This is a genomic window from Oceanobacillus manasiensis, from assembly GCF_000724085.1.
Classification (GTDB): Bacteria; Bacillota; Bacilli; order Bacillales; family Amphibacillaceae; genus Oceanobacillus_B; species Oceanobacillus_B manasiensis.
Map to the genome: position 1 here is coordinate 1,217,111 of NZ_CCDL010000001.1, position 26,531 is coordinate 1,243,641.

The window sequence follows — 26,531 nt, forward strand, 5'->3', positions numbered from 1 at the left end:
ACTCACTACATAAGCAAAAAGTCGTGCGTTCCTCTTAATTTTTTCCTCGCTTGTTTCGCCCAGCTCTTCACAGCCTCAATGTTAACATTTTCCTGTTTGGCAATTTCTTTAAGTGGCATTTCCATTAGAACGGCATGATAAAACCATTTCCATTGCTTTTCTGTAAGGATGGATTTTATTTCATTTAATAGTTGTGGGACTTCGTTATACGTTATGGGGGCAGTGGTTTTGGGTAATAAAGGAGCTTGCTGCTGAAGATAGGTGGTTATTTTCATAGATTCGTTCGTTTGCTTTCGAAGCATATCGATGAGTTTATTGCGGATGGTGTAATTGAAGTAAGTGGCCATCGGGCCTTTGTCGGGGTTGTACTTTTCATAGGCCTGCCACATGGCGATCAGGCCTTCTTGGTAGTATTCCTTGTGGGGGTCATGAAGGTTAAGCTTGTGGATGTGGTAATGGATGCGTCGCTTGTTCTGTTCGTAAATTTCTTCAAAGGTATAGGGTTTTGACATGAAATGCCTCCTTTAGTGGATTAGAGAGGGGGAGGATGTCATTTCTACCTTGATGGGGAAGGGAGAGCGGGGATGCTAGTCTTCTTTCTTTGCTGCTTGCTGAACTTGCCGGTAGAAGTACTCGTGAAGGTCTTGTAATTCCTTTTTTCCCAGAAGGGACCAACTGTTTACATCTGTTAGGAATGGTGTCTTAAGCCCTGCTTCTTCCAAGAGGTCAAGGATTTCTTTTACGTCGTGGTAGTTCTTTAGATATGCTGGTTCTTTGTCTCGCAGAAGCATTTCAATGGGTACTTGAAAAAAGTCTGCTATCCTAACAAGCGTTACCAAGGAAGGATCAATATCTTCTCGTTCATATTTTCCAAATGTGTTCTTGGAAAACCCCAATTTAAAGCTCATCTCTTGCTGCGTATACCCAGCTTTTTCGCGAAGATTTTCTAATTTTAAACCTAACCCTTCCACTGTAAACACCTCTCTATCGCCTAGAAAATACCACAAAAAATTCGGATAATAGGAAAAACACCCAATTTGGGTGTTTTTTGTGGTTTAGGTGGGTGTTTTGGGTGTGATAGAGGATGGAAGAAGGTAGGAATTTTGTATTCTATCTCTTTTAAATCTTTTCAGGATATATCTGAAGTTTTTCGGAGCGGGCTTTATTTGTGGGGAATGATGTTATATTTCAAAAATTTTATGGGGGCTAGTCAATAGCAGAGCTAACATATTAGAATTAGAAGGTGCAAATAATCAGGGAGAGATTTTGAAGTAGCATTTAAGAGGGAAATCTAGATACAATGTAATCAATCTAGCTAAAATCATGAAGCGAGCATTGTAAGTATTATTTTCCTATGTACTAGTGAGGTGTGAATATGTTAAAGAATAATACCACAACAGCCGAGAAGATAGTTTATAAAAGGGCTGCGGAGTGGTTAGTAAGAAACTACAGTGCAATAAAATTAATGGATCCTGAATCTATACATACCTTCCAAAGTAGTACGAATTTTATTCAAGGTTTCGTGTATAGATGCCTAAGGTCCGCTGCGAAAGAAACTTTAGATCTTAATTATAATTGGAATCGTATTGGGGTACATAAATATATTACCCCGATATCGTTAGAGAGGTATGAAAGTAGTAAAAAAACTTCTTACATAAAGGAACACGTAGTATGCAAAAACATATATTTCAAGGACATAATAAACGAATTAAAAAAAGAGTCGCCGGATGAAGACACTATCGGTAACAGATTATTAAAGTATTACTTTACAGCTCTTATAACTAAAGAAGAAGATAAAAGATTAGATGAAAAAGGGCTCAGAAGGGTAATGTGTGTTAATGAGGAATGGGATTATGAAAGTCTGTTTATTAGGTATGAAACGGCAGGAATCGAATTAGTAGAAAATCCATACTATGTTTTAAAGAAACAGGACAGGTAGAATCTATAAATATAGATTCTTGGAGTACCATGCAGTCAACATGGATGATCAGGAACCACTGGAGAATGCTGTATAGGTTAAAGAAGTCGAAGTATATGAGCAATTGCTGAAATTTATGTTTGGCAATGTAGAAACGAGAGATGAATTTTTCTATAGTTGTGGGATGAATTGGATTGTTGAGTTAATTCAAGATGATCGTTATAAGGGACTCTTGACTAAACATGAGTTCATTTCACTTTTGTTAGAAGTGGCACTGGAGCTGGCGTGATGATATTGAGCAAGTATTTGCTGAGGGGGTATCAGCTTATTATCGAATAATGGATGAAAGGGAAACACCAACAATTAAATGGACTTACATCGAATGTTGAAGGAAAGATACCAATGGAGCAATTATTTGAGGAACAAATAGAACTTCCTTTCATTCAATCAGTATCCATGACGGATGGAATGAAGTCTGTAATGGTCGATGAAGTTTACTATGTAGAATTTGAAAAGGAATTTTTAGATGATGTTTCAAAAGATTTACAACATGGAACTAAATCTGGATTAGCGAATTATTAAATTAACGGGGGATTATCTGTAATAAGGATGAGTTCCTTTTTTTGTGCAGTATAGAAGACGATCACTTTTTGGGTGGTCGTCTTTTTTAGTTGGCCTATATTAATAACTCTAGCATGTTGAACAGTATGGTTGTAACAAGAGTTGTTAGATTTTTCTACAAATAATCTCTATTTTTTACTATAAAAATGAAGTAAATACAATAAAAAAAGTAACGACCTACATATAATTGTAACACCCCCTTATAAAACCGCTTTCAAACAGTTTATTAATAAGTGCTATATAAGGTAGGGAAATAGATCACATTGATAGCTTTACTTTTTTGATAGAAGGATCAGATTATACAGCTAATATTGTAAACAAGCGCTCTTTACAGTACAGTTTAATGATCAGAAAAGAGTAGTGAACAAGAAGGAAGCAAATTATGAAACGATTGTGTGTGAAACTCGTTTCATAATTGAAATAACGTTATATAACATAGGTGGGCTGCGCATAAGTAAAGACAATATGAAGAAGTAGAACGACAAAAAATTGGGGGAAATAAAAAATGCAAACACAAAAATCAGAACCACAATTAAATAATTTAAACGGCGGAGCAACACGCCCGTTTGGTTACAAAGATAAATTTGGGTATTTGTTAGGTGATTTTGGTAACGATTTCACTTTCATACTTGTTAGTGGTTATCTTATGGTATTTTATACCGATATCTTCGGCCTGAACCCTGCAGCAGTCGGAACACTCTTCATGGTTGCTCGCTTCTGGGATGCTATAACAGACGTCTTATTAGGGCGTTTTATTGATTCAAGAAAAAATACTAAAAATGGGAAGTTCAAGCCATGGATTGCGAGGATGTCACTTCCAGTTGTGATTTCATGTGTCTTACTGTTTTTACCTATTGGAGGAATGAACGACGGATTTTTACTTGCGTATGCTTATGTAACCTACATTTTATATGGAATGATGTATACCGGGGTAAATATTCCGTATGGTTCCATGGCTGCGGTGATTTCTGGAGATTCTGTTCACCGAACTTCTCTTTCAGGTTGGAGAACAATGGGGGCGACATCAGCAAACCTGGCTATTAATGCCTTAGCACCACTTATTATATTCGTGGATAATGAGTTATCTGCGAACCGCGTATTCATGATTACGGTAGTGTTTGCAGTATTAGCGTTTGCTTGTTATGTGGGCTGTGTGAAATTAACGCAAGAGAGAATCGTCAACCCGGAGAGCAAACCAGGAGAAAAAAGTATCCTTAAAACGCTTAAAGGGATTGGGAAAAACGTTCCATTTATCACCATATTAATTGCGTCATTATTATTTATGATGAATATGTTATTAGTTATGACGGTAAATGTTTATTTATTTAAAGATTACTTTGGCAGTGCAGGTGTAATGAGTATATTTGGCTTATTACAAGGTGGAACGACGTTCTTAGCAATGCCAACATTAGCAAAACTGGTTAAGAAATTTGGTAAGAAAGAAGTTGGACTGGCTGGATTGTTTATCGCAGGGTTCATATATGTTCTCTTATTCTTTATACAAGGCATTAGCTTAGTTCCATTCCTTGTAATATACTCAATCGGTTTGATCGGCTTTTCTTACTATAATTTAATCTTGTGGGCCTATGTTACAGATGCCCTTGATTATCAGGAATATTTAGTAGGTACACGTGAGGACGGAACGGTTTATGCCGTATTCACTTTTGTACGAAAAATTGGATCTGCTTTAGCAGGAGGGCTTGGAGGTTTTGCGCTTGCTTATATTGGATATAAATCAGGTGCTCCATCCCAAACAGAAGAAGTAAAAGATGGCATCTATATGCTTGGGACACTCGTACCAGGTCTGATTTATTTGCTAGTATTCTTTATCCTATTCTTCTTCTATCCGTTAAATAAGAAACGTACAGAAGAGTTCTCAGCAGAATTAGCGGAGAGAAGAGCAAACAAAGCAAATCAATAATAAATATTGGCATCTTGCGAGTGACGATGCAGATGACACGGCAAAAGTGAAAAGTTTATTTCCGGGCCCTGAAGGCATTTCGAAATAGACATGAAAATAATACTAAAATCAATAATTTATTCCCAGAAACCTTTTTAGTAAAAGGCTAAGATTATATACAGAATGATTAATGCAAAATTTGGAGGGTTGTAAAATGGAAAGAGATATAAAGAAATTGATCGAAGAGATGACTTTAGAAGAAAAAGTAGGCATGTGTTCAGGTTTAGACTTTTGGCATCTAAAAGGGGTAGAACGTTTAGATATCCCATCTATTATGGTAACGGATGGCCCTCATGGTCTTAGAAAACAGGCAGGTAGTGCAGATCATCTAGGCTTAAGTGATAGTGTTCCTGCAACTTGCTTTCCCTCCGCGGTTGGATTGGCTAGTTCTTGGGATCGCGAACTTATTGAAGAAGTCGGGGTTGCATTGGGAGAAGAGTCACAAGCAGAGAATGTTGGTGTATTATTAGGGCCAGGTGCGAACATTAAGCGCTCCCCACTATGTGGAAGAAACTTTGAATATTTCTCAGAGGATCCTTATCTTTCTTCCGAAATGGCAACTAGCCATATTAAGGGTGTACAAAGCCAAGGTGTAGGTACTTCTCTTAAACACTTTGCAGCGAACAACCAAGAACATCGCCGTATGTCAACAGACGCAGTAATTGATGAGCGTACACTAAGAGAAATCTATCTTGCAAGTTTTGAAAATACTGTAAAAAAATCACAACCATGGACGGTTATGTGTGCTTACAATAAGGTAAACGGCGAATTCGCTTCAGAAAATAAAACATTGTTAACAGACATTTTAAGAGATGAGTGGGGCTTTGAAGGGTTTGTCGTTTCTGATTGGGGCGCTGTTAATGAACGTGTCCCTGGATTAGAAGCAGGCTTAGAGCTAGAAATGCCAGCTAATAATGGATTGGGAGATAATAAAATCTTAGAAGCTATTAAAAATGGCAACCTTTCAGAAGAGAAGCTCGATCGTGCAGTAGAAAGATTACTTAGAATTATTTTTATGGCGGTTGATCATCGTAAAGAAGACGCAAGTTATGATAAAGAAGAGCATCATCAGCTTGCTAGGAAAGTGGCTAGAGAAGGTATGGTGCTTTTGAAAAATGAGGATGATACACTTCCGCTGTCTAAAGATAATAAGGTAGCCGTAATTGGTGCGCTTGCTAGTAAGCCTAGATATCAAGGTGGAGGAAGCTCACACATCAATCCTACAAAGCTTGAAAATATATATGAAGAAATGCAGAAGACGGCTTCTAAACAATCAAATGTTACGTACGCTCAAGGGTACCACTTAGACAGTGACAAATTAGATGAACAATTAATAGAAGAAGCGAAGGATGCAGCTAAAGGGTCTGATGCAGCTGTTCTATTCATTGGATTACCGGACCGTTATGAATCGGAAGGATATGATCGTACACACTTGCATATTCCGGAAAATCAACGTCATTTAATTGAAGAAGTAGCAAAGGTACAACCAAATATTACTGTTGTACTAAGTAACGGTGCTCCGATTGAAATGCCTTGGTTAAACCAGGCAAAAGCGGTACTGGAAGGATACTTAGGAGGACAAGCACTAGGAGGAGCCATTGCAGATTTATTATACGGAGACGCAAACCCTAGCGGTAAACTAGCGGAAACATTCCCTGTCAAATTGAGTGATAATCCATCTTACTTAAATTTCCCAGGAGAGGGAGATAAAGTCGAATATAAAGAAGGAATTTTTGTTGGGTACCGTTATTATGATACGAAAGAAATAGAGCCTTTATTTCCATTCGGCTATGGCCTAAGCTATACTTCCTTTGAATATAGTAATTTAACTGTTAGTAACAAAGAAATGAAGGATACAGACACTGTAACCGTCACTGTTAAAGTGAAGAATACTGGCCACATGGCTGGGAAAGAAACGATTCAACTTTATGTAAGAGATCAAGAGAGTACCATGATTAGACCAGAAAAAGAACTTAAAGGGTTTGAAAAGGTAGCATTGCAACCAGGGGAAGAAAAGACGGTAACCTTCACACTAGATCAAGGTGCATTTGCCTATTATAATGTAGATTTAAAAGACTGGCATGTAGAAACAGGGGAATTTGATATTTTAATAGGGAAATCTTCTAAAGAAATCGTTTTAAAGGATACGATTAACGTAACGTCATCGATTGAACTGGTACAACAGGTTCATAGAAATACAAATATTGGAGATATTTTGTCTAACCCTACATTAGCTCCACTAGCAAAAGAACTTCTTAAAGAGGCGAATAAAGATAATCCTTTATTTAATATGTCTGATGACTCGGAAGGGATGTCAGATATGATGGAAGCTATGATGAAATATTTGCCATTACGCGCATTAGCTAATTTTAGTGGTGGTAGCTTTACAGAAGAGATGTTGACAGATATGATTAATCAGTTAAATGAAGAAGTGAAAGTTTCTTAATTTTAAGTAAATAAAATAGAGGTTGTGTCGGGGGGGCGTTTTTAAGGACATAGAATAGGCAGTTTATAATCGATAAAGTGGTTATCAAATGCTAACATTTATAAAAGGGAAATGGAGTGTTGATAAAATGAGAGTATTATTTCTAGACTTGGATTCAGTTAGCCCACATCATTTAGGATGTTATGGCTATGAACGTAATACATCCCCAAACATTGATAAAGTCGCAGAAAAAGGTGTGCGATTTAATAATTACTATACATCCGATGCACCGTGTGCCCCATCTAGAACAGCGTTAATGTCTGGTCAGTTTGGAATTAAAAACGGTCTTGTCGGCCATGGTGGAACAGCTGGTGATATGAAAGCTGAAGGAGCGGAACGTGAATTGTTTGGCAGTCTTGCCACCGGTGGGTCTCTACCTTCTTTCTTGCAAATGGGTGCAGGACTAAATACTGCATTGATTAGTCCTTTTCCACAACGACATGCAACATTTAACTTTTATGCAGGGTTTAATGAAATTTTTAACACTGGTGGGTTCGGTATGGAGTCTGCTGAAAAAGTGACGCCTGTAGCGAAAGACTGGTTGAAGAAGAACGCGAAAAATGATGACTGGTTCCTGTATATTAATTATTGGGATGCCCATACGCCTTATCGCGCACCTGAAAGTTTTGGAAATCCTTTCGCGGAGGAGCCATTACCTGAATGGGCAAATGAGGACACGCTTGAAAAACATAAACAAGCCGTTGGTCCTCACACAGTTCATGAATTGGAAATAGACCATAATAATATGACATATACGAATCAACAATCAGAAAAATACCCTCGTAGCCCTGGTGAAATTAAAAATATGGATGACTATAGGAAAATGATTGATGGGTATGATACAGGTATTAAATATGTGGATGAGCACCTAGGAAAACTATTTGATTTAATGGAAGAGGAAGGCGTGCTTGAGGACACGATTATCATCATCTCAGCTGACCATGGAGAGAATATGGGCCAATTAGGAATTTATGGCGAACACGGTACTGCAGACGATGGTACATGTCGCATTCCAATGATTATTAAATGGCCAGGGATGAAGCAAGGTGTAGTTGATGAGGGATTGCATTATCATCTGGATCTCCCCGTTACTTTAGCCGAGATGATGGATTTACCTGCTTCACCTGATTGGGATGGAAGAAGCTATGCACCGACATTAAAAGACGGTGAAGATTGTGGACGAGACTACTTAGTCGTATCACAATGTGCACATGTTGCCCAAAGAAGTGTACGGTTTGGTGACTGGTTATATATGAGAACCTATCATGACGGATATCATTTATTTGATAAAGAAATGTTATTCAATCTTGCAGAAGATCCAAGAGAAGAGAACAACCTTGCAGCACAACATAAGGATAAATGTATGGAAGGTGCCTATTACTTGCAAGAATGGCATGATGACATGATGTTCCGAACAGGCGATGATGTGGATCCATTATGGACCGTTATAAAAGAAGGTGGGCCATATCATGCTAAGGGATACCTCAAGAATTACGGTAAACGTCTTGTAGAAACTGGGAGAGAAGCTCAATTTAATGAGTTGAAGAAAAAGCATCCACAAGAATTCCCAGAGGAGCAAAGCACAGCTAAGCAAGCATTTAGAGGATTAATGATGAAAAACCATTTTAACAGAGAGGTTTAACCTATAACTACCTGCCCTTCAAAGGGCAGGTAATTTAATTTGATGCACTTGTATTCATTTTTGATGATAATTTGTTAGAATAATAATAATTCATTACTACCTATTTAGTAGTGAAAGATAGAATAATTATGTAGGAATGTCACCTCTTCCTATAATGTAATGATATGAAAATAATAGTTTAAAAGATTTACCGAGGAGGAGAAATATTGAGTAAAGATCAACAAATTCGTCCGTGCTGTAGTGCAACAAGAGAGAGCAACACGCCTAAACAGGTCGAACACATTATTGAAACGAAGAGGCCAAATAAAGAAAATATAAAGTTAAAAGAGAATATGGTCTACTTACCAGGTGGGGAATTTCTAATGGGAACCGATACGGATGAAGGGTTTCCTTCTGACGGAGAAGGACCTGTAAGGAAGGTAGAAGTAGCCCCGTTCTATATAGATCGTTATACCGTTAGTAATGCAGAATTTAGTCAATTTGTGAAGGAAACTGGTTATAAGACAGAGGCAGAGAAATTTGGCTGGTCTTTTGTATTTTACAAGTTTATTTCACCTGACCTGAAGAGTAAAGTGCAACAAGTTCCGAATACACCTTGGTGGTTTGGGGTGGAGGGTGCGTACTGGTTTCAGCCAGAAGGTCCAGGCAGTACAATAGAAGGTCGTATGGACCATCCAGTTATTCATGTTTCCTGGAATGATGCTGCTGCTTTTTGTAATTGGGCAGGAAAGCGATTACCAACAGAAGCAGAATGGGAGTATGCTGCACGTGGCGGCTTGGAACAAAAGAAATATCCTTGGGGGGATGAATTGACTCCAAATGGAGAGCATTATTGTAATATATGGCAAGGAGATTTCCCACGGGTGAACACAGAGGAAGACGGTTTTGTAGGTACAGCACCAGTTACGTCGTACCCTCCAAATGGCTATGGCCTTTATAATGTGGCCGGTAATGTTTGGGAATGGTGCGAAGATTGGTTTACAAATCGACCTGAACGAAAAATAAATGAAAGTCAGCTGAATAGCCAAACTCCTAAAGTAATGCGAGGAGGTTCCTATCTTTGCCATAAATCGTATTGTAATCGTTATCGTGTAGCTGCACGTAGTTCTAATACAGCTGATAGTTCCACAGGAAATATGGGATTCCGTTGTGCCAGGGATGCTTAACTGTTAAATCGTATTGATGTTTGTATTTGTTAAGGAAGTATAAAGGAGACTATTATCATATGTTACCAAATCAGGGGCAGTTAGAATATATCTGTGAAATTCTAAATAAATCATATGACATTCCCGTTTCTTTTTTAGATAGTGAAGGAGAAATACAATTTGAATCCTTTTCTACTTTTATCTTAAACCCATTGTTACAATCAAAAGGGGATTTTTTTGACCAATTATTTAATCCAGATGACAGTAATGAATTTCCAATTTTACGTATAAATTCTTATCTGGAAAACTTTATATCTGTTAAGTTAAGTGATAGTTCAGGCTTTCATGGAGTCATCATCATGGGTCCTATAATAGACTCTCGCTTAACGGAAGAAATGGTAGAAGCACTCCTATTGGACCTAAAAGTTCCTAGCAATAAAAAGGAGCTAGTCTTTAATTATTATAGAGAATTGCCGAATATGAATAAGATGAAAATTATCTATATAAGTTTACATTTATTTTATATGTTATATCAAAAACAGCTTCAACCTGAAGAGGTCATTAATAGGAATAGGTCGATTAACTCGACAATAGTTGAAATAGAGGATCCTAACTATAATATTTCCAAAAGACGGCAGGAAGTTCGCTTGCATCATGATCTTTTAGCTGAAAAGAAGGTATTCCAATGTATTATAGAAGGGAATAAAGAAAAGGTACTAGAGAATTGGCGAACAACTAACACACAAGGGGAAGTAGGCTTATTATCAAGGAAAAGTCATGTTAGACATTTAAAAAATCTCGGTATATCTATCATTACTCTAGTTACGAGGGCTGCAATGGAAGGCGGCATTAATCATGAAATGGCTTATACATTAAGTGATTTATATATCCAAAATATTGAAGAATTACAGACAAGTAAAGATGTGGACCAATTCATAGAATTTATCTTAGGAGATTTTGCAGATCGAGTGAAGAAAAAGAAACAACTAAGTTATTCTAGACCGGTTAACTACTGTCTCAATTATATTTTTAATCATCTTTATGACAAAATAAATTTGGATACACTTGCGAATAATTCAGGAGTCCATCCCAATTATTTATCCTCCATTTTTAAAAAAGAAGTGGGGATTACGTTAAGGAATTACATTCTAAAAGCGAAGATAGAAGAAGCAAAGACATTAATGCAATTCACAGATTACTCACTATTAAAGATCTCAACGCTGTTAAATTTTTATGATCAGAGTTACTTTACAAAGACATTTAAAAAATTTGCGGAGGTAACACCTAACCAGTACAAAAATAGTTTAATATAATGTGGTGGGCACGAGATGCTAGCATAATTTTACTATAGAGGTAACCTCCCAGCTTGATGTTAGTTAAAGTCTGATTTCCGAAAGATAAAAGCCAAATCCCTTACTAGAAATAGAGAGGAATTTGGCTTTTATCTTAACTATGATAAGGAAAGGTAGAGTTCTTACTGGATGATTTCGTTAAATACCAGTCCTTCATTAAGGTTAATGATTTTCAACCTGTTTGTGTCCTTAACAAAAATACTCTTGAACTGTGGCTGCCCATTGTCGTCTTTTAATAGAATGATACGTTTGTGAGGATTGTCCTCTACAACTTCGGAATTAAAATTATCAGCATCAGCTACATCATCGAGTGTGTCGTATTCAAGGAGATCATTAATGTCTTCTGTGTTCATCTGAGCTTTTTGGTGATTCATTTCAGTGCCATTCTCTGATACGGGTGTTTTGTCTGGATTTGCGTGAAAAGCGTAACCAACACCTAAGCTTGTTAGAAGTAGTGCACTTGCTGTAGTTAGTACGAATGTTTTCATGTCTTTTCTCTCCTTTGTTTTAGTTACTTTTATTTTAAATACATCATGTTAAATACCCATGTGAGAAAGATTAGAATTTGATTAGAAAAAAATGGGTTTCCGACTGAATGCTTTTGATATTATTTCTAGGAAGAAAATTTGCATAGTGTTCAAGTATTATCATGTGAAGATGGCCTTAACGAGTTTAAATGTTCCTTACCATCAACAATAGGAAGTAACCGGTATTCCTAATGTGTTCGATTCAAATAATTTATCCCGGAGCAACCATCCGTAAGACCCCCACTTCAAAACATGAAGAGAAACCGTTAGTTTTTAGTGGGAGTAAACGGACGCTAACACCCCGATTCGTTCTACTAACAATCAGTGGGGGAAGAATGAAAACTCCCACTGATTTAAGTTTCACTTTATAAAAGCTCTCTGTTTCATATTTTGACATATATCCACATCGATGATGAAACATCATGCACTTCATTTTCTAATGCCCTATAGTGACTAACATTCGGCATAACCCGAATCCCACTTTGGTCTGCGTTTTATCGTACATTGATTTTAATTCATAAAGTAGCACATTTTGTGAGCCTTCCTCTTTCACTACTCTAATTTCACTGGTATTATTTTTGTTTTCCCAAAGGAAGTTCTTGTACAACAAAAAACCCTTAAAAACAGATACTACAAAAAGAAAAATGGCAATTGGAATATTTTGTTGCGACAGATCATGCTAATAAGCTGCCTCAACCGAAACTATTAAAGTTATATTCCTAAATGATAGCATACCTTTTTAAATTTCATTTTGTGAAGAAATCTACTTAAATTATATGGTTAAATAGTTGAGAAGAGCAACGTATTTGCTACGCATCAAATAATATAAACATCTAGAAGACGATCATTTTTTCGGTGATCGTCTTTTTTTATTGGTCGATCTGCGTAATATAAATTCTTCGTCTCGATTTGCTTTCTCAATATTGCAACCAGCATAACAATAGTATATTGTTGTATTCCGCGGTATGGTTCATCAGATTAAACCATAAAACTAATTGTTGGAGGAATATTATTGAATGAATAAACAGGGACAACTAAATATGATTAAAGAGGATTTTATTAATTGTCAAAAAGTACTATTGGCCATTGGTGATGAAACACGACAATCGATTTTGCTAGTTCTAATGGGGACGGATTGTCAAACAGGATTACGTGTTGGTGAAATCACTGAACAAACACATCTTTCTCGACCTGCTGTGTCTTATCACCTTAAGGTTTTACGTGATGCCGGTGTTATTTTAATGCGTAAGGAAGGGACAAAAAACTTTTATTATATTAATGTAAGTTCAGAATTAGGTTTATTAAAAGATCTTGTGCTGGATATTGATAAGTTCATGCAGGACTTTTATTAAAATAATGGGAATTGAAACAACATTAATTGGAGGTAAAGACTATGAGAGCAATGATTGTTGATAAATATGGGCGAGTGCCAATGCGTTTAGCAGAAATGCCCACACCTGAAGTTGGTGAAAATGAGGTGCTTGCAGAAATTCATGCAGCTAGTATTAATCCTATTGATTTTAAGATACGCGATGGGAAAGTAAAATTGTTAGTTAAATATAAAATGCCTCTTATTTTAGGGAATGACTTTGCTGGTATTGTTGCAAAGGTTGGCTCAAAAGTGACTCGTTTTAAAGTTGGTGACGAAATATATGCCCGTCCACGTAAGAGTAAAATCGGTACTTTTGCTGAATATATCGCTATTCATGAAGATGACATCGCCTTAAAACCTAAAAATTTGAGCTTTGAAGAAGCAGCCTCGATTCCACTTATTGGGCTTACCTCCTATCAAGCCCTAACAGATATTTTGCAATTACAAAAGGGCCACAAGATATTAATTCAAGCTGGGGCTGGGGGTGTAGGTACATTTGCTATTCAACTGGCAAAGTTAATGGGTGCCACTGTTGCAACAACTGCCAGTGACGCTGGTGCTAATTTAGTAAAATCGCTTGGTGCAGATGAAATAATAAATTATAAGACAGAGAAATTTGAAGAGAAACTGAAAAACTATGATGCAGTATTTGATACACTTGGTGGAGAGATCCTCGAAAAATCATTCAAAGTGATAAAAAGTGGAGGAAGAATTGTTTCTGTTTCGGGATTACCGAATGCCCGTTTTGGTAAAGAATATGGTTCAGGCTATTTTAAAACGTTGTTGTTTGCAGCAGCAAGCCGTAAACTGACTGCACTTGAAAAAAAGCATAACGCACAATATACATTTTTATTTATGAAGCCGAGTGGAGAGCAATTACGTATAATCGCAAACTATATTGAGACTGGCAGAATCAAACCTATAATTGATAGAGTCTTGCTATTTGAAGATGCTCAAAAAGCGATGGAATATGCGGAATCTGGAAGGGCGAAAGGCAAAATAATATTAAAAATTAGATAGAAATGATGCAAAAATATAACCTAACTTTTATTTTTCCTTTTAAGGTTATAGCAACATTTTTATGATCTTTTTCTAAAGTAACAAATCATCTCTAATGAGGGGGATGTTTAAAAAGCATGACCATAAAAACCGATTCTATTTACTGCACTACAAGGATATTTTTGAAAAATTACCTACCCAAAAGACAATTAGTTTCTAAGTGGTCTTCTTTTCATATTTTACTCTTAAGGTGCAATAAGTATTAAGTAAAAAAAGACGTCTAGTGTCCTAGAACCGTCTCTCTTACAAAAAATTATTTAGGTAATGGGCTTAAATGTTCGTGAATTAGTAGCCATTCATCTGATTCTTTGACGAAGACATTTGTGGCTCTTCCACGACCACTTATATATTTTCCGTTAACATAACCTTCATAGAAATATGTATAAATACAGGTTGCTGAGTGACTTTCAGTGTATAGCCATTTAACATCATGTGCTTCATAATTTTCGTTTTTTACTACGGACCAAGCATTTTCAAAGTATGTCTTTATTTCTTCTAAAGTGGTACAGCTTTGATCTGAGAAGAAAAATGCAGCATTAGGATGAAGTATCTTTCTAACTTCGTCAAAATTGTGAGTATTTGTTGCTTTAATGTACTTGTGTAATACCTCCATTTTTAACTCTCCCAACAACAGTTTATAAATATATTCTAGCATATTTAGTAAGGAGATGAAGCAGAAGTAGGAAATTATTGTGTCATCACCTTCTTCCTATTTGAAGTATGCTGGACAGTTAATATTCACTTTTAATCGAGTTTTTGAAAGTATGTACTTAGTTAATGGAGCAGGTTGGTTGAATAAGAAGCATAAAAAAATCGGCTATTTACCGATTCTTAAGATACCATTCTAATATTTCCTTTTTTTCTTTTGTAGGGGTATGTTTGTAATTAACTAATTTTAGCTTGTTAGGTTCTTCTGTTACAAAAGTAAGTGTATCAGTGCCGATCGTGTTATGTGCACCTATAAATGCATTAAGTTGGATTGTGATCTCAAAATCAAGTGCGTTTTTCATTTTTAAGTCTATTACTTTTTGATCGTAATATTGGACATGAACATCTTCTATGTCATAGTAGTTATCAACGGCTTTATCAATATCTTCCCACATTAAGGAGAGCAATGCCTTTTCGAAATCGGATTGATTAGAAGCCATTGTTGGAGTTGAGGGCATCACAATAAGAAATAATGTTACAAAGCTGACTAATACTTTTTTCAAAATATCACCTCCTCTAATAAACCTTATAACAATATAATTAGCTATTTAACAATAATTATTATTACTAATTTACGCTATTAGGCTAACTGGTGTTTTCTAAAAGAATGAGAAGTACCTTTTTTGTTGAAGTTATTTAACTAAAGGGCAGGTTGGTGAAAAAAGGAATGATAAAATATTTATAGCTAAATTACACATTGGGATGTGATTAAAATGGATAAAAGGTTATTGGAAGTATATGAAGAATGGCAAGATAGATTAGATAAGGACGAGTGGTATTTCAGTAATTCTTTTGAATCAATTACTAAGGAAATGACTTCGGAAGAAGCATTTAACTATATTCCAAATGTAATTGAGATGTTATTTAAGTTAGATGATGACTATTTAGTATGGGAAACCCTTTATTTCTTAATTGAACTCTATGGCATTGCAGATACCACTCAGATACACCCATCCCACGAAAGTAATTGGTCTGTGTTAACAAACCATATTAAGAAATTTAAAGATTCCTATGCTACTCCTTTTAAAGAACTTAACTATCACCTTAGAATAAGAAAATGAGATATAGCCTTGTTGAACTACCGGGGGATTTAGTTGAATAAGAGCTAAAAGTTCAAACTTAATTTTGATAGTATAAACATCTAGAAGACGATCACTTTTTGGGTGGTCGTCTTTCTTAGTTGACTTTTACTGTGAACTAAATCTTCACTTACATATGATTTTGTGTTGTGATAAGGACTTAAAATAATAGGACAGGTTTGTGAAATATTAAGCGGTCTAATTGTTACTTATGGTCTAGAACATGCGTTCCGTTTTGGCGTATTTATACTATACAATACAAATACGAGTTACTATTGATAAAAGAGATATTAGAGCTAGTAGTATGAAAAGGGGGGGAAATAATGAATGAATTTTATGAGGCATTAACGTATGTGAATGAGAAAGTCTATGAGCCAAATCACTTCGTCATAGAAGCTATCCAAGAGGAAGGCCAAAATTCAGATTATGGTGCTGGTGTATTTCAGATGAATTCGAAATCAGTTAGATTTAGGGTAGCAAAGATTACACCTAATAAGATAGGGCAGTTTGTATCTTTTTGGGAAAAAGATACGTCTCATAATAACCAAGCCTTTTCATATGAAAAAGCTACCGATTTATTGGTTATAAATACCTTCTCTAATAAAGATGATAGATTTGGACAGTTTGTTTTTCCAAAAGAAGTTCTTGTACAACAAAAAATCCTTAAAACCCCCACTACAAAAGGAAAAATGGCAATAAGAGTTTACCCTATATGGGATACTCCCACTAGCAAACAAGCGATTAAAACACAAAAATGGCAATTGGAATATTTTATTGAGACAGATCGTACTAATAGTCTGCCTCAACAGGAATTATTAAAGCTATATTCCTAAAATGATAGTGTTCCTTTTTTAATTTTTTTGTGAAACCTACTTGTATTTATGGTGCAATAGTTAAATAGTTTTTGGAAGAGAGGTGTGATTAGATCAAATGAAATATACTTGTCCATGTTGTGGCTATAAGACTTTAGATGAAGAACCTCCTGGAACATATGACATATGTAGTATCTGCTTTTGGGAAGATGATGGAGTTCAATATGATGATCCGGACTATGACGGTGGTGCAAACATCCCTTCTTTAAGACAAGCACAGAAAAACTATTTCTTATTTGGGGCTTGTGAACAACGGTGTATTGAGTTTGTAAGAAAGCCTAATAAAAATGATGTGAGAGATCCTAATTGGGAACCGTTATAGTTAATAAATAAAGTCTATTGAGGGGGCGGTTGTGAAATTAGATCAGCCCCCTCTTATACTAGTCGGACAGAAAGGTGGAAGAAGCATAGTGAATTTAATGTTACGAAAAAATATCTAAGGAGGAGAAATAATGAAAGAAAAGATTCATATAATGGGAGCTTCCGGGGTTGGAACTTCAATACTTGGCTTTTCATTATCAAAGGTTTTGCCTCATACATATCTTGATACCGACGATTATTTTTGGACTACTAAATTCACTAAACAAAGAGAAGTACCCGAAAGAAGGCGGTTGCTTGAAAAAGATTTATCACGTAATGAAAACTATATTCTTTCTGGAGCAGTGTGTGGTTGGGGTGATAAGTTTAAAAGTTACTTTGACCTTGTTATATTCTTGTGGATTCCGCAAGATATAAGGCTTGAGAGGCTACAACAGAGAGAATTTCAGCGTTATGGAAATGAAGTATTAGCTGGTGGTAGTAAATATGAACAATCGAAGACATTTTTAGAGTGGGCATCTTTATATGATAGTGCGGGACTCGAAGTTAGAAGTAAATCTTTACACGAACATTGGATGGCAGATTTATCTTGTCCAATATTAAAAATTGAAGGGGACTATACAGTAAATGAAAGAGTTGATATTGTCTTAAGTTATCTAAATGCTAAGTAAACTATAGGATGCGTTCGTTCAATTAGAGATCATCAAATTTGATGGTCTATATTTTTATGATGGGTATTTTGAATATTACGTTAATATCTAACGATGAGAAGTTTTTGAGCTAATGGTACAAAGTGCTGTTTAACAATTATTCCATTTAGTAGCTAAGAAAAAAGGATAATTCGTAAACTACACGAATTTTATAGAGAGAGTTTCTTTTCGTAGAAATAACTCAATTAGTATGAAAACAAACTGATTTAAGGGAGGCATACTAAATGCGTATAGCTGCTATCTATGATATTCATGGGAATTATTCTGCATTAAAAGCTGTTTTAGAAGAGGTTAGGAAAAGCAATGTTGACAAAGTTATAGTAGGTGGGGATCTAGCTTGGGGGCCGGAGCCAAGACAGGTCATGGATCTTTTAATGAATTACGAAGATGAGTTTATTTTTATTAGGGGCAATGCTGACCGTGAGGTTGCTTATCGCCATGGTAAAGAACAGGGATTAGATGATTTTGTAGCAGACTTAAACCATTGGTGTGCAGATCAATTAACAGAAGAACAGATGAATTTTCTTAAGAACTTGCCGGAGAAAAAGGTTTTAAATATCGATGGTCTAGGAGAAGTTTTATTCATACACGGCTCCCCCCGTAGTGATGAAGAAGCGATAAAAATTAATACTCCAGATGAAGAAATTCGACCTATGATTGAAAATGTACCACAAGATATTATTGTTTGTGGCCATACCCATATTCAATTTGATCGCACTATTGATTGCAAACGTATCATCAATGCAGGAAGTATTGGATTGCAAAGTCGGGCAGACGGTGCCTGCTGGGCATTACTTGGTCCCAAAGTCGAATTAAAAGTTACTACTATGATACAAAGGTAGCTTCAGAAAGAATTATTAAATCAAATATCCCTTATAAAAAGGACTTTGCTGATCACTATTTAAATCCACCGAAGGACCTTGATTGTTAAATTTGATCTTCTGCCTACTCCAGAATTGGGCAGGATAGTTCAATAAGAAACCATCTAAAATGCGATGGTTTCTTTCTAAAATGATTAAGTTTGAGAGGCTTTAATATAGGTTTTAACTGAAGGTGGAGTATAGGTTTGAAATTGGTCTATCAAAGACGCAGGCTCCGAATCATTCATTAGCATTGATAGGTATTTCTCTTGAAGAAATTCTTGTCTATTCATTTGGTTAAAGAAATCAATCAACAAATCAAAGTAATTATCTATATTTAGTAAGCCACAAGGCTTTTTATGTAAACCTAACTGCCCCCAAGTAAAAACTTCAAAAAATTCTTCCATAGTTCCTGGTCCGCCTGGTAAAGCTACAAATCCATCAGCAAGATCTGCCATTTTCGCTTTTCTTTCATGCATTGAGTCTACGATGATTAGCTCTGACAAGTTTTTATGAGCTATCTCTCTATTATCTAAAAAACTTGGCATAACCCCAATTACGTATCCACCTTCATTCAGTACTGAATCTGCAACAGCTCCCATAATACCAACACTTGCTCCACCGTAAACAAGTGCAATATTTCGAATTGCTAGTTCCTTACCAAGTATTTTTGCACCTTCTATATATGTATCAGATACTCCGTTACTCGATCCACAAAATACTGCTAATTTTTTCAAATCATCGCCTCCTAGAAAGTCACACTATTAATGATTATACAAAATTTTTATTTTTTTGTTAAACTTAAAATATTGAATTGGAGGTTAAAAGATTATGAATGTAACTGAATTTCAGCAATGGGTAAAGGATTATTATGAAGGTAGGGGCTGGTCTGAGCTAGACATATTTATTCGTATTGGCTTTCTGGCAGAAGAAACAGGAGAGGTTGCGCGAGCTATAAGAGCTCTTGAGATTGGTAGAGATAGGCCGGACGAAATAAGAGGTTCGTATGAGGAAAATAAACAGGATTTAACGGAAGAATTAGGTGATGTACTAGGTAATTTAATAGTAATTGCCAACAAGTACAATATTCAACTAGAAGAAGTGTTTCAGTCACACAAAAAGAAATTATCAGATCGTTATTCTAATGACTAGTTAAAGACGAAACAACAATAAGGTAGGACTTCTAATGAAATGGGGAATTTAATCATAGAAGGGTTAAGCTAAAAAAAGAGTAGGTTGAATTTTAACATTAGTTAGGTGTTTTCCTTGAAAAAATAAATAAACTATCAAGGTAGCATTCCCGTAGGAAAATTGTTAATAAAATACTTTGTGAATTAATGTACTTACAGTAGAGGGTGCGTTTCTGCAATAGGAGCATTTAGTGAAAGATGGTTAAATTAAAATATACTTATTTATAAAGGAGCTTTTTACAGTTTTGGTTGCTAAATGTATTAAATTTTACGAATTTGGAAGTCCTCATGATGTATTAAAAGTTGAAAATATTAGCTTAAAACCACCAGAAGATAACGAAGTCCTTGTCCGTATGGTAGCACGTCCTATCAATCCTTCTGATTTAATACCGATTAGAGGGTCATATTCTCATCGTATATCTTTACCGAATATCCCTGGCTATGAAGGTGTCGGAATTGTGGAAGATGTGGGGACTTTCGTTTCTCAAAGTCTTATTGGTAAACGTGTCTTACCTTTACGAGGAGATGGAACATGGCAAGAATATGTTAAGACAACATCAGATTTAGCAGTTGTTGTACCGGATTCTATTGATGATTTTACTGCTTCACAGTTATATATAAATCCAATTACAGCGTGGGTAGTATGTACGGAAGTTTTAAAGTTAAGACCAGATGATGTTTTACTGGTAAATGCTTGTGGTTCTTCCATTGGGCGTATTTTTGCTCAATTATCAAAGGTAATTGGTTTTAGGTTAATTGCAGTTACAAGAAATAATAAGCATACAGAGGATTTACTTCAAATTGGTGCTTCCGATGTAATTGATACTTCGAAAAACTCATTATATGAAACAGTTATGGAATTCACTAATGGACTTGGTGTTGATGCTGCGATTGATTCAGTTGGGGGATTACCTGGTACTAACTTAGCTTTCTCTGTTCATCACAACGGTGTTTTTTTAACGATAGGTCTTTTATCAGGGATACCAGTTGATTGGGGAGCAATATCAAATAAGGCGAAAGTGAAAGCGAATATTTTTCATTTGAGACATTGGAACAAAAATGTTTCGACTGAAATATGGCAAGATACTTTTAATCATGTAATAACTCTAATAAATGATAAGAGATTACGTTTAAGGAATGTAAATTCTTATTATGACTTATCGAATGTAAAAGAGGCAGTACATGTTGTAGACTCCTTAAATAGCACCAAAGGAAAAGTGTTATTAAAAGGTTAAAGGATGCAATAGTGAAAAAAGGTGATCCAAGTATGATCATCTTTTTCTATGGCTAAAATACAAATTTTGTTTTTAGAATATTGCGTTAGTATTTATTTAGATGTTATGAAGTTAAAGGGGCAGGTTAGTTGAAGAATGTTGTTTAAAAATCGGTCTATTTAATGGAATAAGAAAAAAAGGATAATTCGTAAACTACACGAATTTTATAGAGAGAGTTTCTTTTCGTAGAAATAACTCAATTAGTATGAAAACAAATTGATTTAAGGGAGGCATACTAAATGCGTATAGCTGCTATCTACGACAATCATGGGAATTATTGCGCATTAAAGGCTGTTTTAGAAGAGGTTAGAAAAAGCAATGTTGATGAAGTTATAGTAGGTGGGGATCTAGCTTGGGGATCAGAGCAAAGACAGGTCATGGATCTATTAATGAATTAGGAATATGAGTTTATTTTTATTAGGGGCAATGCTGACCGAGAGGTTGCTTATCGCCATGGTAAAGAACAGGGATTAGATGATTTTGTAGAAAAGTTAAACCATTGGTGTGCAGATCAATTAACAGAAGAACAGATAAACTTTCTTAAGAACTTGCCGGAGAAAAAGGTTTTAAATATCGATGGTCTAGGAGAAGTTTTATTCTTACACTGCTCCCCCCGTAGTGATGAAGAAGCGATAAAAATTAATACTCCAGATGAAGAAATTCGACCTATGATTGAAAATGTACCACAAGATATTATTGTTTGTGGACATACCCATATTCAATTTGATCGCACTATTGATGGTAAACGTATTATCAATGCAGGAAGTATTGGATTGCAAAGTAGAGCAGACGGTGCTTGCTGGGCATTATTTGACCCCAAAGTCTAATTAAAAGTTACTACATATGATACAAAGGCAGCTTCAGAAAGAATTATTAAATCAAATACCCCTTATAAAAAGGACTTTGTGGATCACTATTTAAATCCACCGTACGAGGATCTTGATTGTTAGATTTGACCTTCTGCCTACTCCAGAATCGGGCGGGATTGTTGAATAAACTTTATTTTTTTCTTTAACAAACGGGTGCTTTAATCTAGTGAAAATTGTAATGATAGCCAAGTAGAAATTTATATTAAAAGGGGGGTAATCTTTGAAGTTCTATAATAAGGTAGCTTTGGTTACCGGTGGTACTTCAGGCATTGGATATTCTGTTGCTGAAAGGTTAATGAAAGAAGGGGCCAAGGTTGTTATTGTTGGTAGAAATGTGGAAAAGGGAGAAAAAGCAATACAAAAATTAAAGGAAATTCACTCTGATGTTATGTATCTGTCAGTTGATATCAGTAATTCTAATGATGTTAAGAAAATGGTGAGAAAAACTGTATCGTCGTTTGGTAAGCTAGATGTTGCGTTTAATAATGCAGGAAATGCTGAAGGAAAACCGGCTCTTACACACGAGTATAGCGAAGATGATTTTGACAAGATGATGGGAGTTACAATCAAAGGGGTCTGGTTATGCCTGAAATACGAGATCCAGGAAATGCTTAAAACTGGTGGTGGGGCTATAGTAAACACTTCTTCATTAGATGCACTTATTTGCTCAGCAGGTACAACTGCATACGCTGCGGGGAAAAGTGGAGTGATTGCCTTAACAAGAGCTGTTGCTCAAGAATATGGAACATACGGAATACGTGTAAATGCATTAACACCTGGTGCAATTAGAACACCAATGATTGAAAGTAAGTTTCAAGATTTAACAATTGAACAAGCGAAGTTACTAGAAGATAAGTACAGTAACTTTAATGCAGCTGGGAGAATAGGTAAACCTGAAGAAGCTGCGGCAGCCGTTATTTGGTTATTGTCGGACGAAGCCAGTTATATCACAGGGCAGAATATAATTGTAGATGGTGGAGTGAGTTTTATTAATTGAGCCGATTGATATTAAAGAAACAATATTATTTTATATCCCACCACAGGGCGCGATAGTAGAATAAGACGTTTGCCTCTTAAGCTATGCAAATATTCCTTAAGATTAAATCAATCGCCAAAACATAGAATGAAAATAAAAACTAAATTAGAAAACTGAATTAGGGGGGAATTTATGAAAAGAAAGATTGGTATCTTAACGATAGTATTATCGCTATTGTTTTTTTCTTATATGTTAATATTACCTGATTATAAATCCTTCACCTATGTAGGTAGGGGTGTTCTCTGGGGGGAATCGGATTTTTACGATCACCAAAAGTTTGCAAATAGGAAGATTGAAAAGGCGAATGACAGCCTTCCGTTCGAATATAACTTGAAAGAAAGTTATATCGAGGACTTGTTGATAGATATTAACTATTACTATAAGCAAAAAAGTAATACGATTGGCGATGCTGAACAGTTCTTTATTGAGAATGATACAACATCATTTATTATCATTAAAAATAACAAAGTAATATATGAAAAATATTTTAACGACTATAGTAGAGAGTCTATAAATACGTCTTTTTCTGTAGCAAAATCGTTTGTATCGTTTCTCATTGGTAAAGCAATAGAGGATGGCTATATCGAGAGTATTGAAGAACCCATTACTAATTATATACCTGAATTGAGTAATAAAGGTTTTGAAGAGATTACTATTGAACACCTTTTAAAGATGTCCTCTGGAATTCATTATAATGAAGGACGATTATTGTGGGGCGATGATTCTAAAACATATTATTCCCCTAATCTAAGACGTTTAGCTGTAGAGGAAACCAAATTAGTCGATAAACCAGGTGAAAAATTTTTATACAATAATTATAATCCTCTTTTGTTAGGAATAATTTTAGAGAGGTCAACTCAAAAAACTATTTCTGAATATTTGCAAGAAACATTATGGAAACCAGTTGGAATGGAATTTTCAGCAACATGGAGTATTGATAGCAAAAAACATGAATTTGAAAAAATGGAAAGTGGTATAAATGCCAGGGCTATCGATTTTGCTAGGTTTGGAAACTTGTATTTAAATAAAGGTAACTGGAACGGCGAACAGATTATATCAAGCCAATGGGTAATTGATTCCACAAAAAGGAAAGAGAATTTAAATGATTCCTACTACAGTTATACCGAGTGGGACTTTTTCAACCGTGACCAGGGATATTACAAATATATGTGGCTAGGATACGATCGTGAAGATGGAGACTATGATTATTTTGCACATGGCAAATATGGTCAAGTTATCTATGTTAGTCCTAAAAATAACGTTGTAATAGTTCGTACTGGAAAGACAACCGGAAAAGTAGATTTCTGGCCAGAAATATTGCTTGAATTATCAAGTAAACTAGAATAACTCTTTGCTGTTCTAATTTTTGTGCAAGAATGTGCTTAAAGTAACAGAGCTTTTCTAAAAGAAGGAGAAGTACCTTTTTTGTTGAAGTTATTTAACTAAAGAGCAGGTTAGTTGAACAAGGTTTTACAAGGAAATCTGAAATATTATAGTGTGTTTTGATTACAAATCAAAGCATGCTTTTTTTATCTTTATCTGCTTGTAACAATACAAATTAACTTTATAAATAATAGAATCAAAAATAACTTAGAAAAAATGAAGGAGTTGAAACTTTTTGTACGTCTAGATCACTCTAATTGATGAAGGGAGGGATTACACTGTGAAACATGATATATATACAGTAAAAAAGGCAATTAACGGAGATGCCCGAGCCTTTGAGGAATTGCTTATTTTGGAAGAAAAGATGCTGTATTATAAAGCTCTTTCTTATGTGGGGAACAAAGAAGATGCTTTGGATGTGATTCAAGAGACCTCGTGCAAATCGTTTCTGTCCATAAGCCAATTACGGACACCGGAGTATTTTTCAACTTGGCTGTTCAGGATCCTAATACGAGAGTGCTACAAATTATTGAAAAAGCGTGACCAAATCATTCCTTATGAGGAAAATGAGCTGTTAAGGAGATTAGACAGCAAGCAAGAAGAAGACATAGAATCTTTTCATTTGGGTGAGGCCTTATCAAAGCTTAATTCTTCTTATCAAACATCTATCATCTTATTTTATTATCATGACCTTCCAATTAACGAGATTTCTGAGATTATGGAAAAACCGGTTGGAACAATAAAAACCTATTTACGCAGAGGAAAGAAAAAATTGGAAAATGAGTTGGAAAGGAGTTATAAATTAAATGAAAAATTCACATAATCAGTTAAATGAATTTCCAAAAGAACAAGTTCGTTCAGCGATCCAACAGGGAATTACTCAAGCGGAAACGAAAATCAGCAGCAAATCAAAGAATGGGCAACGGCGTCCACTCATAAATGGGAATCACAAAGTATTGTATTCTGTGTGCAGTGTAGCAGCAGCTTTTATTATATTGGTATGGACTTCCCATTATTCCCCGGCTTTGGCAAGCAGTTTATCTAAAATACCTATTATTGGCTCGGTCTTTGGTGATTCAGATTTAATTGGACTAAAACAAGCACACGAAAAAGGATTAACAAGCCAGATAGGGGAAACGAAAACGATTAATGGTATTTCTATTACTTTGGATGAAGTGCTATATGATCAAAACAATATAACAATTGGATTAAAAATGGAATCAGAAAGAGAACTTGATGACGAATATTTTGGGGCTGGAATGGATTTTACCATTGATGGTAAGAGGCCTTATGGATCTTCTGGTTCATATGGAGAAGAGGTACTATCTTCCAATTCCCGAACAGCTATTGAAACAATTACGGTAACAGATGAAATGCCGAATGAATTTGATTTAGGATTATTGCTGAAAGGCAGTAATGGAGAAAGCTGGCATTTCTCTACCCCTGTAAACCAAGTGAAAGATATAAAGAAAGTTCCAGTTCAACATACGGAAATCGTTGACGGAATTAAATTAGATGTTACTGAATTTTCCTATGGTGCTTCTGGTGCTAGTGTTTCATTTAAAAGTTCGGAAAACGCAAAATTAGTGGATGACGGACTAGGCAGGGCAGCTAAAATAGAATTTAAGATGGTAGATCAGAATGGAAATGAAATAAAGAGCCACTCAGGAGGGGTAGAAGGAAAACGAGTAAAAGATAAAATGAGCTATACAAGCAATAAGCAATTTGATCCGATTGACTCCGATGTAACCGAACTAACTATTACACCGTATTTGTCGCTCCCAACTGGCGGCGGCGGAGTAGGAATTGACAAAAATGGTGAGGAAATTGAGTTAGAATTTAAAGGGGATTCTTTACAACCAGTTGAGTTTGAATCTTTTAAAGTGAAAATACCACAATGAGTTCATTGTTTTAAAAGAGCTGATATTCAGCTCCTTTTATCTATATTTTAGGTGGAAAGTTATTTAAGTGAATGAATTTACTTAAACTAACTAGTGCTTTACTTTGACAAGAGGGCCATCCCAATGTGACGGTTTTCTTGTTAGTACAAAAGGGGAAGGATAGTGAAATAACTAAAAGACGATATAAGGTGTTATTTAAACTATAATATGTTAACATTTAAACATCTGAAAATTTCAACACTCAATTAGA

Annotated in this window: 28 protein-coding genes; 22 read left to right on the forward strand and 6 right to left on the reverse strand. The window is 35.5% G+C overall.

Going from position 1 to position 26,531, the window contains the following annotated elements; translation table 11 throughout:
* Positions 1-5: 5 nt before the first annotated feature.
* Together BN985_RS06045 and BN985_RS06050 are read right to left on the reverse strand one after the other, a co-directional pair.
* Positions 6-512 carry a sigma-70 family RNA polymerase sigma factor gene (locus tag BN985_RS06045; protein ID WP_042221785.1) on the reverse strand — a complete coding sequence of 169 codons (507 nt, stop codon included), beginning with the start codon at positions 510-512 and terminating at the stop codon, positions 6-8.
* A 75-nt stretch (positions 513-587) separates the two neighbouring features.
* Positions 588-971: a helix-turn-helix domain-containing protein gene (locus BN985_RS06050; RefSeq protein ID WP_042221787.1), complete on the reverse strand. Its 384-nt coding sequence runs from the start codon at positions 969-971 to the stop codon at positions 588-590.
* A 404-nt stretch (positions 972-1,375) separates the two neighbouring features.
* On the opposite strand from BN985_RS06050, the gene BN985_RS06060 reads away from it, so the two are divergent.
* The 7 genes from BN985_RS06060 to BN985_RS06090 all read left to right on the forward strand — a co-directional run bounded on the left by BN985_RS06060 (position 1,376) and on the right by BN985_RS06090 (position 11,084).
* Positions 1,376-1,939 (forward strand): hypothetical protein, encoded by a 564-nt coding sequence (locus BN985_RS06060; RefSeq protein ID WP_042221791.1) that lies wholly within the window; start codon positions 1,376-1,378, stop codon positions 1,937-1,939.
* Between the two features lie 381 nt (positions 1,940-2,320).
* The gene (locus BN985_RS06065) at positions 2,321-2,500 is read left to right on the forward strand and encodes a hypothetical protein (protein WP_198029975.1); all 180 of its coding nucleotides are present in this window, start codon (positions 2,321-2,323) and stop codon (positions 2,498-2,500) included.
* Positions 2,501-3,044: 544 nt separating this feature from the next.
* Complete coding sequence (locus tag BN985_RS06070) at positions 3,045-4,460, forward strand: MFS transporter (RefSeq protein ID WP_042221794.1); 1,416 nt, start codon at positions 3,045-3,047, stop codon at positions 4,458-4,460.
* A 193-nt stretch (positions 4,461-4,653) separates the two neighbouring features.
* Positions 4,654-6,945, forward strand: a complete 2,292-nt coding sequence (locus BN985_RS06075) for a glycoside hydrolase family 3 C-terminal domain-containing protein (protein ID WP_042221795.1) — start codon at positions 4,654-4,656, stop codon at positions 6,943-6,945.
* Between the two features lie 127 nt (positions 6,946-7,072).
* A complete protein-coding gene (locus BN985_RS06080) occupies positions 7,073-8,626 on the forward strand; it encodes a sulfatase family protein (RefSeq protein ID WP_042222965.1) in 1,554 nt (517 codons plus the stop codon).
* A gap of 206 nt (positions 8,627-8,832) precedes the next feature.
* Complete coding sequence (locus tag BN985_RS06085; RefSeq protein ID WP_042221796.1) at positions 8,833-9,792, forward strand: formylglycine-generating enzyme family protein; 960 nt, start codon at positions 8,833-8,835, stop codon at positions 9,790-9,792.
* Between the two features lie 59 nt (positions 9,793-9,851).
* The gene (locus tag BN985_RS06090) at positions 9,852-11,084 is read left to right on the forward strand and encodes a helix-turn-helix domain-containing protein (protein WP_042221798.1); all 1,233 of its coding nucleotides are present in this window, start codon (positions 9,852-9,854) and stop codon (positions 11,082-11,084) included.
* A gap of 161 nt (positions 11,085-11,245) precedes the next feature.
* Here the strand turns inward: BN985_RS06090 and BN985_RS06095 are convergent, their stop codons facing one another.
* Positions 11,246-11,611 (reverse strand): hypothetical protein, encoded by a 366-nt coding sequence (locus BN985_RS06095; protein ID WP_052360622.1) that lies wholly within the window; start codon positions 11,609-11,611, stop codon positions 11,246-11,248.
* 1,055 nt (positions 11,612-12,666) lie between these two features.
* On the opposite strand from BN985_RS06095, the gene BN985_RS06100 reads away from it, so the two are divergent.
* Together BN985_RS06100 and BN985_RS06105 are read left to right on the forward strand one after the other, a co-directional pair.
* Entirely contained in the window at positions 12,667-13,002 is a 336-nt protein-coding gene (locus tag BN985_RS06100; RefSeq protein WP_042221799.1) for an ArsR/SmtB family transcription factor, read from the forward strand.
* A 41-nt stretch (positions 13,003-13,043) separates the two neighbouring features.
* A complete protein-coding gene (locus tag BN985_RS06105) occupies positions 13,044-14,042 on the forward strand; it encodes an NADP-dependent oxidoreductase (RefSeq protein WP_042221801.1) in 999 nt (332 codons plus the stop codon).
* A 292-nt stretch (positions 14,043-14,334) separates the two neighbouring features.
* Here BN985_RS06105 and BN985_RS06110 read toward each other — a convergent pair whose 3' ends face one another.
* Together BN985_RS06110 and BN985_RS06115 are read right to left on the reverse strand one after the other, a co-directional pair.
* The gene (locus tag BN985_RS06110; RefSeq protein WP_042221802.1) at positions 14,335-14,694 is read right to left on the reverse strand and encodes a YybH family protein; all 360 of its coding nucleotides are present in this window, start codon (positions 14,692-14,694) and stop codon (positions 14,335-14,337) included.
* A gap of 208 nt (positions 14,695-14,902) precedes the next feature.
* On the reverse strand, positions 14,903-15,292 hold the full coding sequence (locus BN985_RS06115; RefSeq protein ID WP_042221804.1) for a DUF3888 domain-containing protein: 390 nt from the start codon (positions 15,290-15,292) through the stop codon (positions 14,903-14,905).
* 210 nt (positions 15,293-15,502) lie between these two features.
* Between BN985_RS06115 and BN985_RS06120 the strand changes: the two genes are divergently transcribed.
* The 5 genes from BN985_RS06120 to BN985_RS06140 all read left to right on the forward strand — a co-directional run bounded on the left by BN985_RS06120 (position 15,503) and on the right by BN985_RS06140 (position 18,610).
* Positions 15,503-15,850 carry a hypothetical protein gene (locus BN985_RS06120; protein ID WP_042221806.1) on the forward strand — a complete coding sequence of 116 codons (348 nt, stop codon included), beginning with the start codon at positions 15,503-15,505 and terminating at the stop codon, positions 15,848-15,850.
* A 341-nt stretch (positions 15,851-16,191) separates the two neighbouring features.
* Positions 16,192-16,701, forward strand: coding sequence for a MepB family protein (locus BN985_RS06125; protein WP_042221808.1), 510 nt, complete (start codon positions 16,192-16,194; stop codon positions 16,699-16,701).
* A gap of 97 nt (positions 16,702-16,798) precedes the next feature.
* Positions 16,799-17,062: a CPCC family cysteine-rich protein gene (locus tag BN985_RS06130; protein ID WP_042221810.1), complete on the forward strand. Its 264-nt coding sequence runs from the start codon at positions 16,799-16,801 to the stop codon at positions 17,060-17,062.
* A gap of 130 nt (positions 17,063-17,192) precedes the next feature.
* Positions 17,193-17,729 (forward strand): ATP-binding protein, encoded by a 537-nt coding sequence (locus BN985_RS06135; protein WP_042221811.1) that lies wholly within the window; start codon positions 17,193-17,195, stop codon positions 17,727-17,729.
* Positions 17,730-17,992: 263 nt separating this feature from the next.
* A complete protein-coding gene (locus BN985_RS06140; RefSeq protein WP_232225538.1) occupies positions 17,993-18,610 on the forward strand; it encodes a metallophosphoesterase family protein in 618 nt (205 codons plus the stop codon).
* A gap of 173 nt (positions 18,611-18,783) precedes the next feature.
* Here the strand turns inward: BN985_RS06140 and BN985_RS06145 are convergent, their stop codons facing one another.
* Positions 18,784-19,365, reverse strand: a complete 582-nt coding sequence (locus tag BN985_RS06145) for an LOG family protein (protein ID WP_042221813.1) — start codon at positions 19,363-19,365, stop codon at positions 18,784-18,786.
* Positions 19,366-19,459: 94 nt separating this feature from the next.
* On the opposite strand from BN985_RS06145, the gene BN985_RS06150 reads away from it, so the two are divergent.
* The 8 genes from BN985_RS06150 (at position 19,460) to BN985_RS06180 (ending at position 26,281) form a co-directional block, all read left to right on the forward strand.
* Entirely contained in the window at positions 19,460-19,780 is a 321-nt protein-coding gene (locus BN985_RS06150; protein WP_042221815.1) for a MazG nucleotide pyrophosphohydrolase domain-containing protein, read from the forward strand.
* Between the two features lie 283 nt (positions 19,781-20,063).
* Positions 20,064-21,053: a zinc-dependent alcohol dehydrogenase family protein gene (locus tag BN985_RS06155; RefSeq protein ID WP_042221816.1), complete on the forward strand. Its 990-nt coding sequence runs from the start codon at positions 20,064-20,066 to the stop codon at positions 21,051-21,053.
* Positions 21,054-21,331: 278 nt separating this feature from the next.
* Positions 21,332-21,490: a metallophosphoesterase gene (locus tag BN985_RS19315; protein ID WP_232225539.1), complete on the forward strand. Its 159-nt coding sequence runs from the start codon at positions 21,332-21,334 to the stop codon at positions 21,488-21,490.
* 18 nt (positions 21,491-21,508) lie between these two features.
* Complete coding sequence (locus BN985_RS19320) at positions 21,509-21,919, forward strand: metallophosphoesterase family protein (protein WP_232225575.1); 411 nt, start codon at positions 21,509-21,511, stop codon at positions 21,917-21,919.
* A gap of 262 nt (positions 21,920-22,181) precedes the next feature.
* On the forward strand, positions 22,182-22,958 hold the full coding sequence (locus BN985_RS06165; protein ID WP_042221818.1) for an SDR family NAD(P)-dependent oxidoreductase: 777 nt from the start codon (positions 22,182-22,184) through the stop codon (positions 22,956-22,958).
* A 171-nt stretch (positions 22,959-23,129) separates the two neighbouring features.
* A complete protein-coding gene (locus BN985_RS06170) occupies positions 23,130-24,344 on the forward strand; it encodes a serine hydrolase domain-containing protein (RefSeq protein ID WP_042221820.1) in 1,215 nt (404 codons plus the stop codon).
* 316 nt (positions 24,345-24,660) lie between these two features.
* On the forward strand, positions 24,661-25,203 hold the full coding sequence (locus tag BN985_RS06175) for a sigma-70 family RNA polymerase sigma factor (RefSeq protein ID WP_042221822.1): 543 nt from the start codon (positions 24,661-24,663) through the stop codon (positions 25,201-25,203).
* Entirely contained in the window at positions 25,187-26,281 is a 1,095-nt protein-coding gene (locus BN985_RS06180; protein WP_042221824.1) for a DUF4179 domain-containing protein, read from the forward strand. Before BN985_RS06175 ends, BN985_RS06180 begins: the two co-directional genes overlap by 17 nt.
* The last annotated feature ends 250 nt before the right edge of the window (positions 26,282-26,531 follow it).

What these genes read in the sequence shown, in the direction of transcription:
- BN985_RS06045 (WP_042221785.1), bottom strand. Translation starts at nt 512, where the DNA reads ATGTCAAAACCCTATACCTTTGAAGAAATTTACGAACAGAACAAGCGA.
- BN985_RS06095 (WP_052360622.1), bottom strand. Translation starts at nt 11,611, where the DNA reads ATGAAAACATTCGTACTAACTACAGCAAGTGCACTACTTCTAACAAGC.
- BN985_RS06090 (WP_042221798.1), top strand. Translation starts at nt 9,852, where the DNA reads ATGTTACCAAATCAGGGGCAGTTAGAATATATCTGTGAAATTCTAAAT.
- BN985_RS06075 (WP_042221795.1), top strand. Translation starts at nt 4,654, where the DNA reads ATGGAAAGAGATATAAAGAAATTGATCGAAGAGATGACTTTAGAAGAA.
- BN985_RS06110 (WP_042221802.1), bottom strand. Translation starts at nt 14,694, where the DNA reads ATGGAGGTATTACACAAGTACATTAAAGCAACAAATACTCACAATTTT.
- BN985_RS06100 (WP_042221799.1), top strand. Translation starts at nt 12,667, where the DNA reads ATGAATAAACAGGGACAACTAAATATGATTAAAGAGGATTTTATTAAT.
- BN985_RS06180 (WP_042221824.1), top strand. Translation starts at nt 25,187, where the DNA reads ATGAAAAATTCACATAATCAGTTAAATGAATTTCCAAAAGAACAAGTT.
- BN985_RS06130 (WP_042221810.1), top strand. Translation starts at nt 16,799, where the DNA reads ATGAAATATACTTGTCCATGTTGTGGCTATAAGACTTTAGATGAAGAA.
- BN985_RS06140 (WP_232225538.1), top strand. Translation starts at nt 17,993, where the DNA reads ATGCGTATAGCTGCTATCTATGATATTCATGGGAATTATTCTGCATTA.
- BN985_RS06070 (WP_042221794.1), top strand. Translation starts at nt 3,045, where the DNA reads ATGCAAACACAAAAATCAGAACCACAATTAAATAATTTAAACGGCGGA.
- BN985_RS06060 (WP_042221791.1), top strand. Translation starts at nt 1,376, where the DNA reads ATGTTAAAGAATAATACCACAACAGCCGAGAAGATAGTTTATAAAAGG.
- BN985_RS06135 (WP_042221811.1), top strand. Translation starts at nt 17,193, where the DNA reads ATGAAAGAAAAGATTCATATAATGGGAGCTTCCGGGGTTGGAACTTCA.
- BN985_RS19315 (WP_232225539.1), top strand. Translation starts at nt 21,332, where the DNA reads ATGCGTATAGCTGCTATCTACGACAATCATGGGAATTATTGCGCATTA.
- BN985_RS06125 (WP_042221808.1), top strand. Translation starts at nt 16,192, where the DNA reads ATGAATGAATTTTATGAGGCATTAACGTATGTGAATGAGAAAGTCTAT.
- BN985_RS06170 (WP_042221820.1), top strand. Translation starts at nt 23,130, where the DNA reads ATGAAAAGAAAGATTGGTATCTTAACGATAGTATTATCGCTATTGTTT.
- BN985_RS06065 (WP_198029975.1), top strand. Translation starts at nt 2,321, where the DNA reads ATGGAGCAATTATTTGAGGAACAAATAGAACTTCCTTTCATTCAATCA.
- BN985_RS06150 (WP_042221815.1), top strand. Translation starts at nt 19,460, where the DNA reads ATGAATGTAACTGAATTTCAGCAATGGGTAAAGGATTATTATGAAGGT.
- BN985_RS06105 (WP_042221801.1), top strand. Translation starts at nt 13,044, where the DNA reads ATGAGAGCAATGATTGTTGATAAATATGGGCGAGTGCCAATGCGTTTA.
- BN985_RS06080 (WP_042222965.1), top strand. Translation starts at nt 7,073, where the DNA reads ATGAGAGTATTATTTCTAGACTTGGATTCAGTTAGCCCACATCATTTA.
- BN985_RS06120 (WP_042221806.1), top strand. Translation starts at nt 15,503, where the DNA reads ATGGATAAAAGGTTATTGGAAGTATATGAAGAATGGCAAGATAGATTA.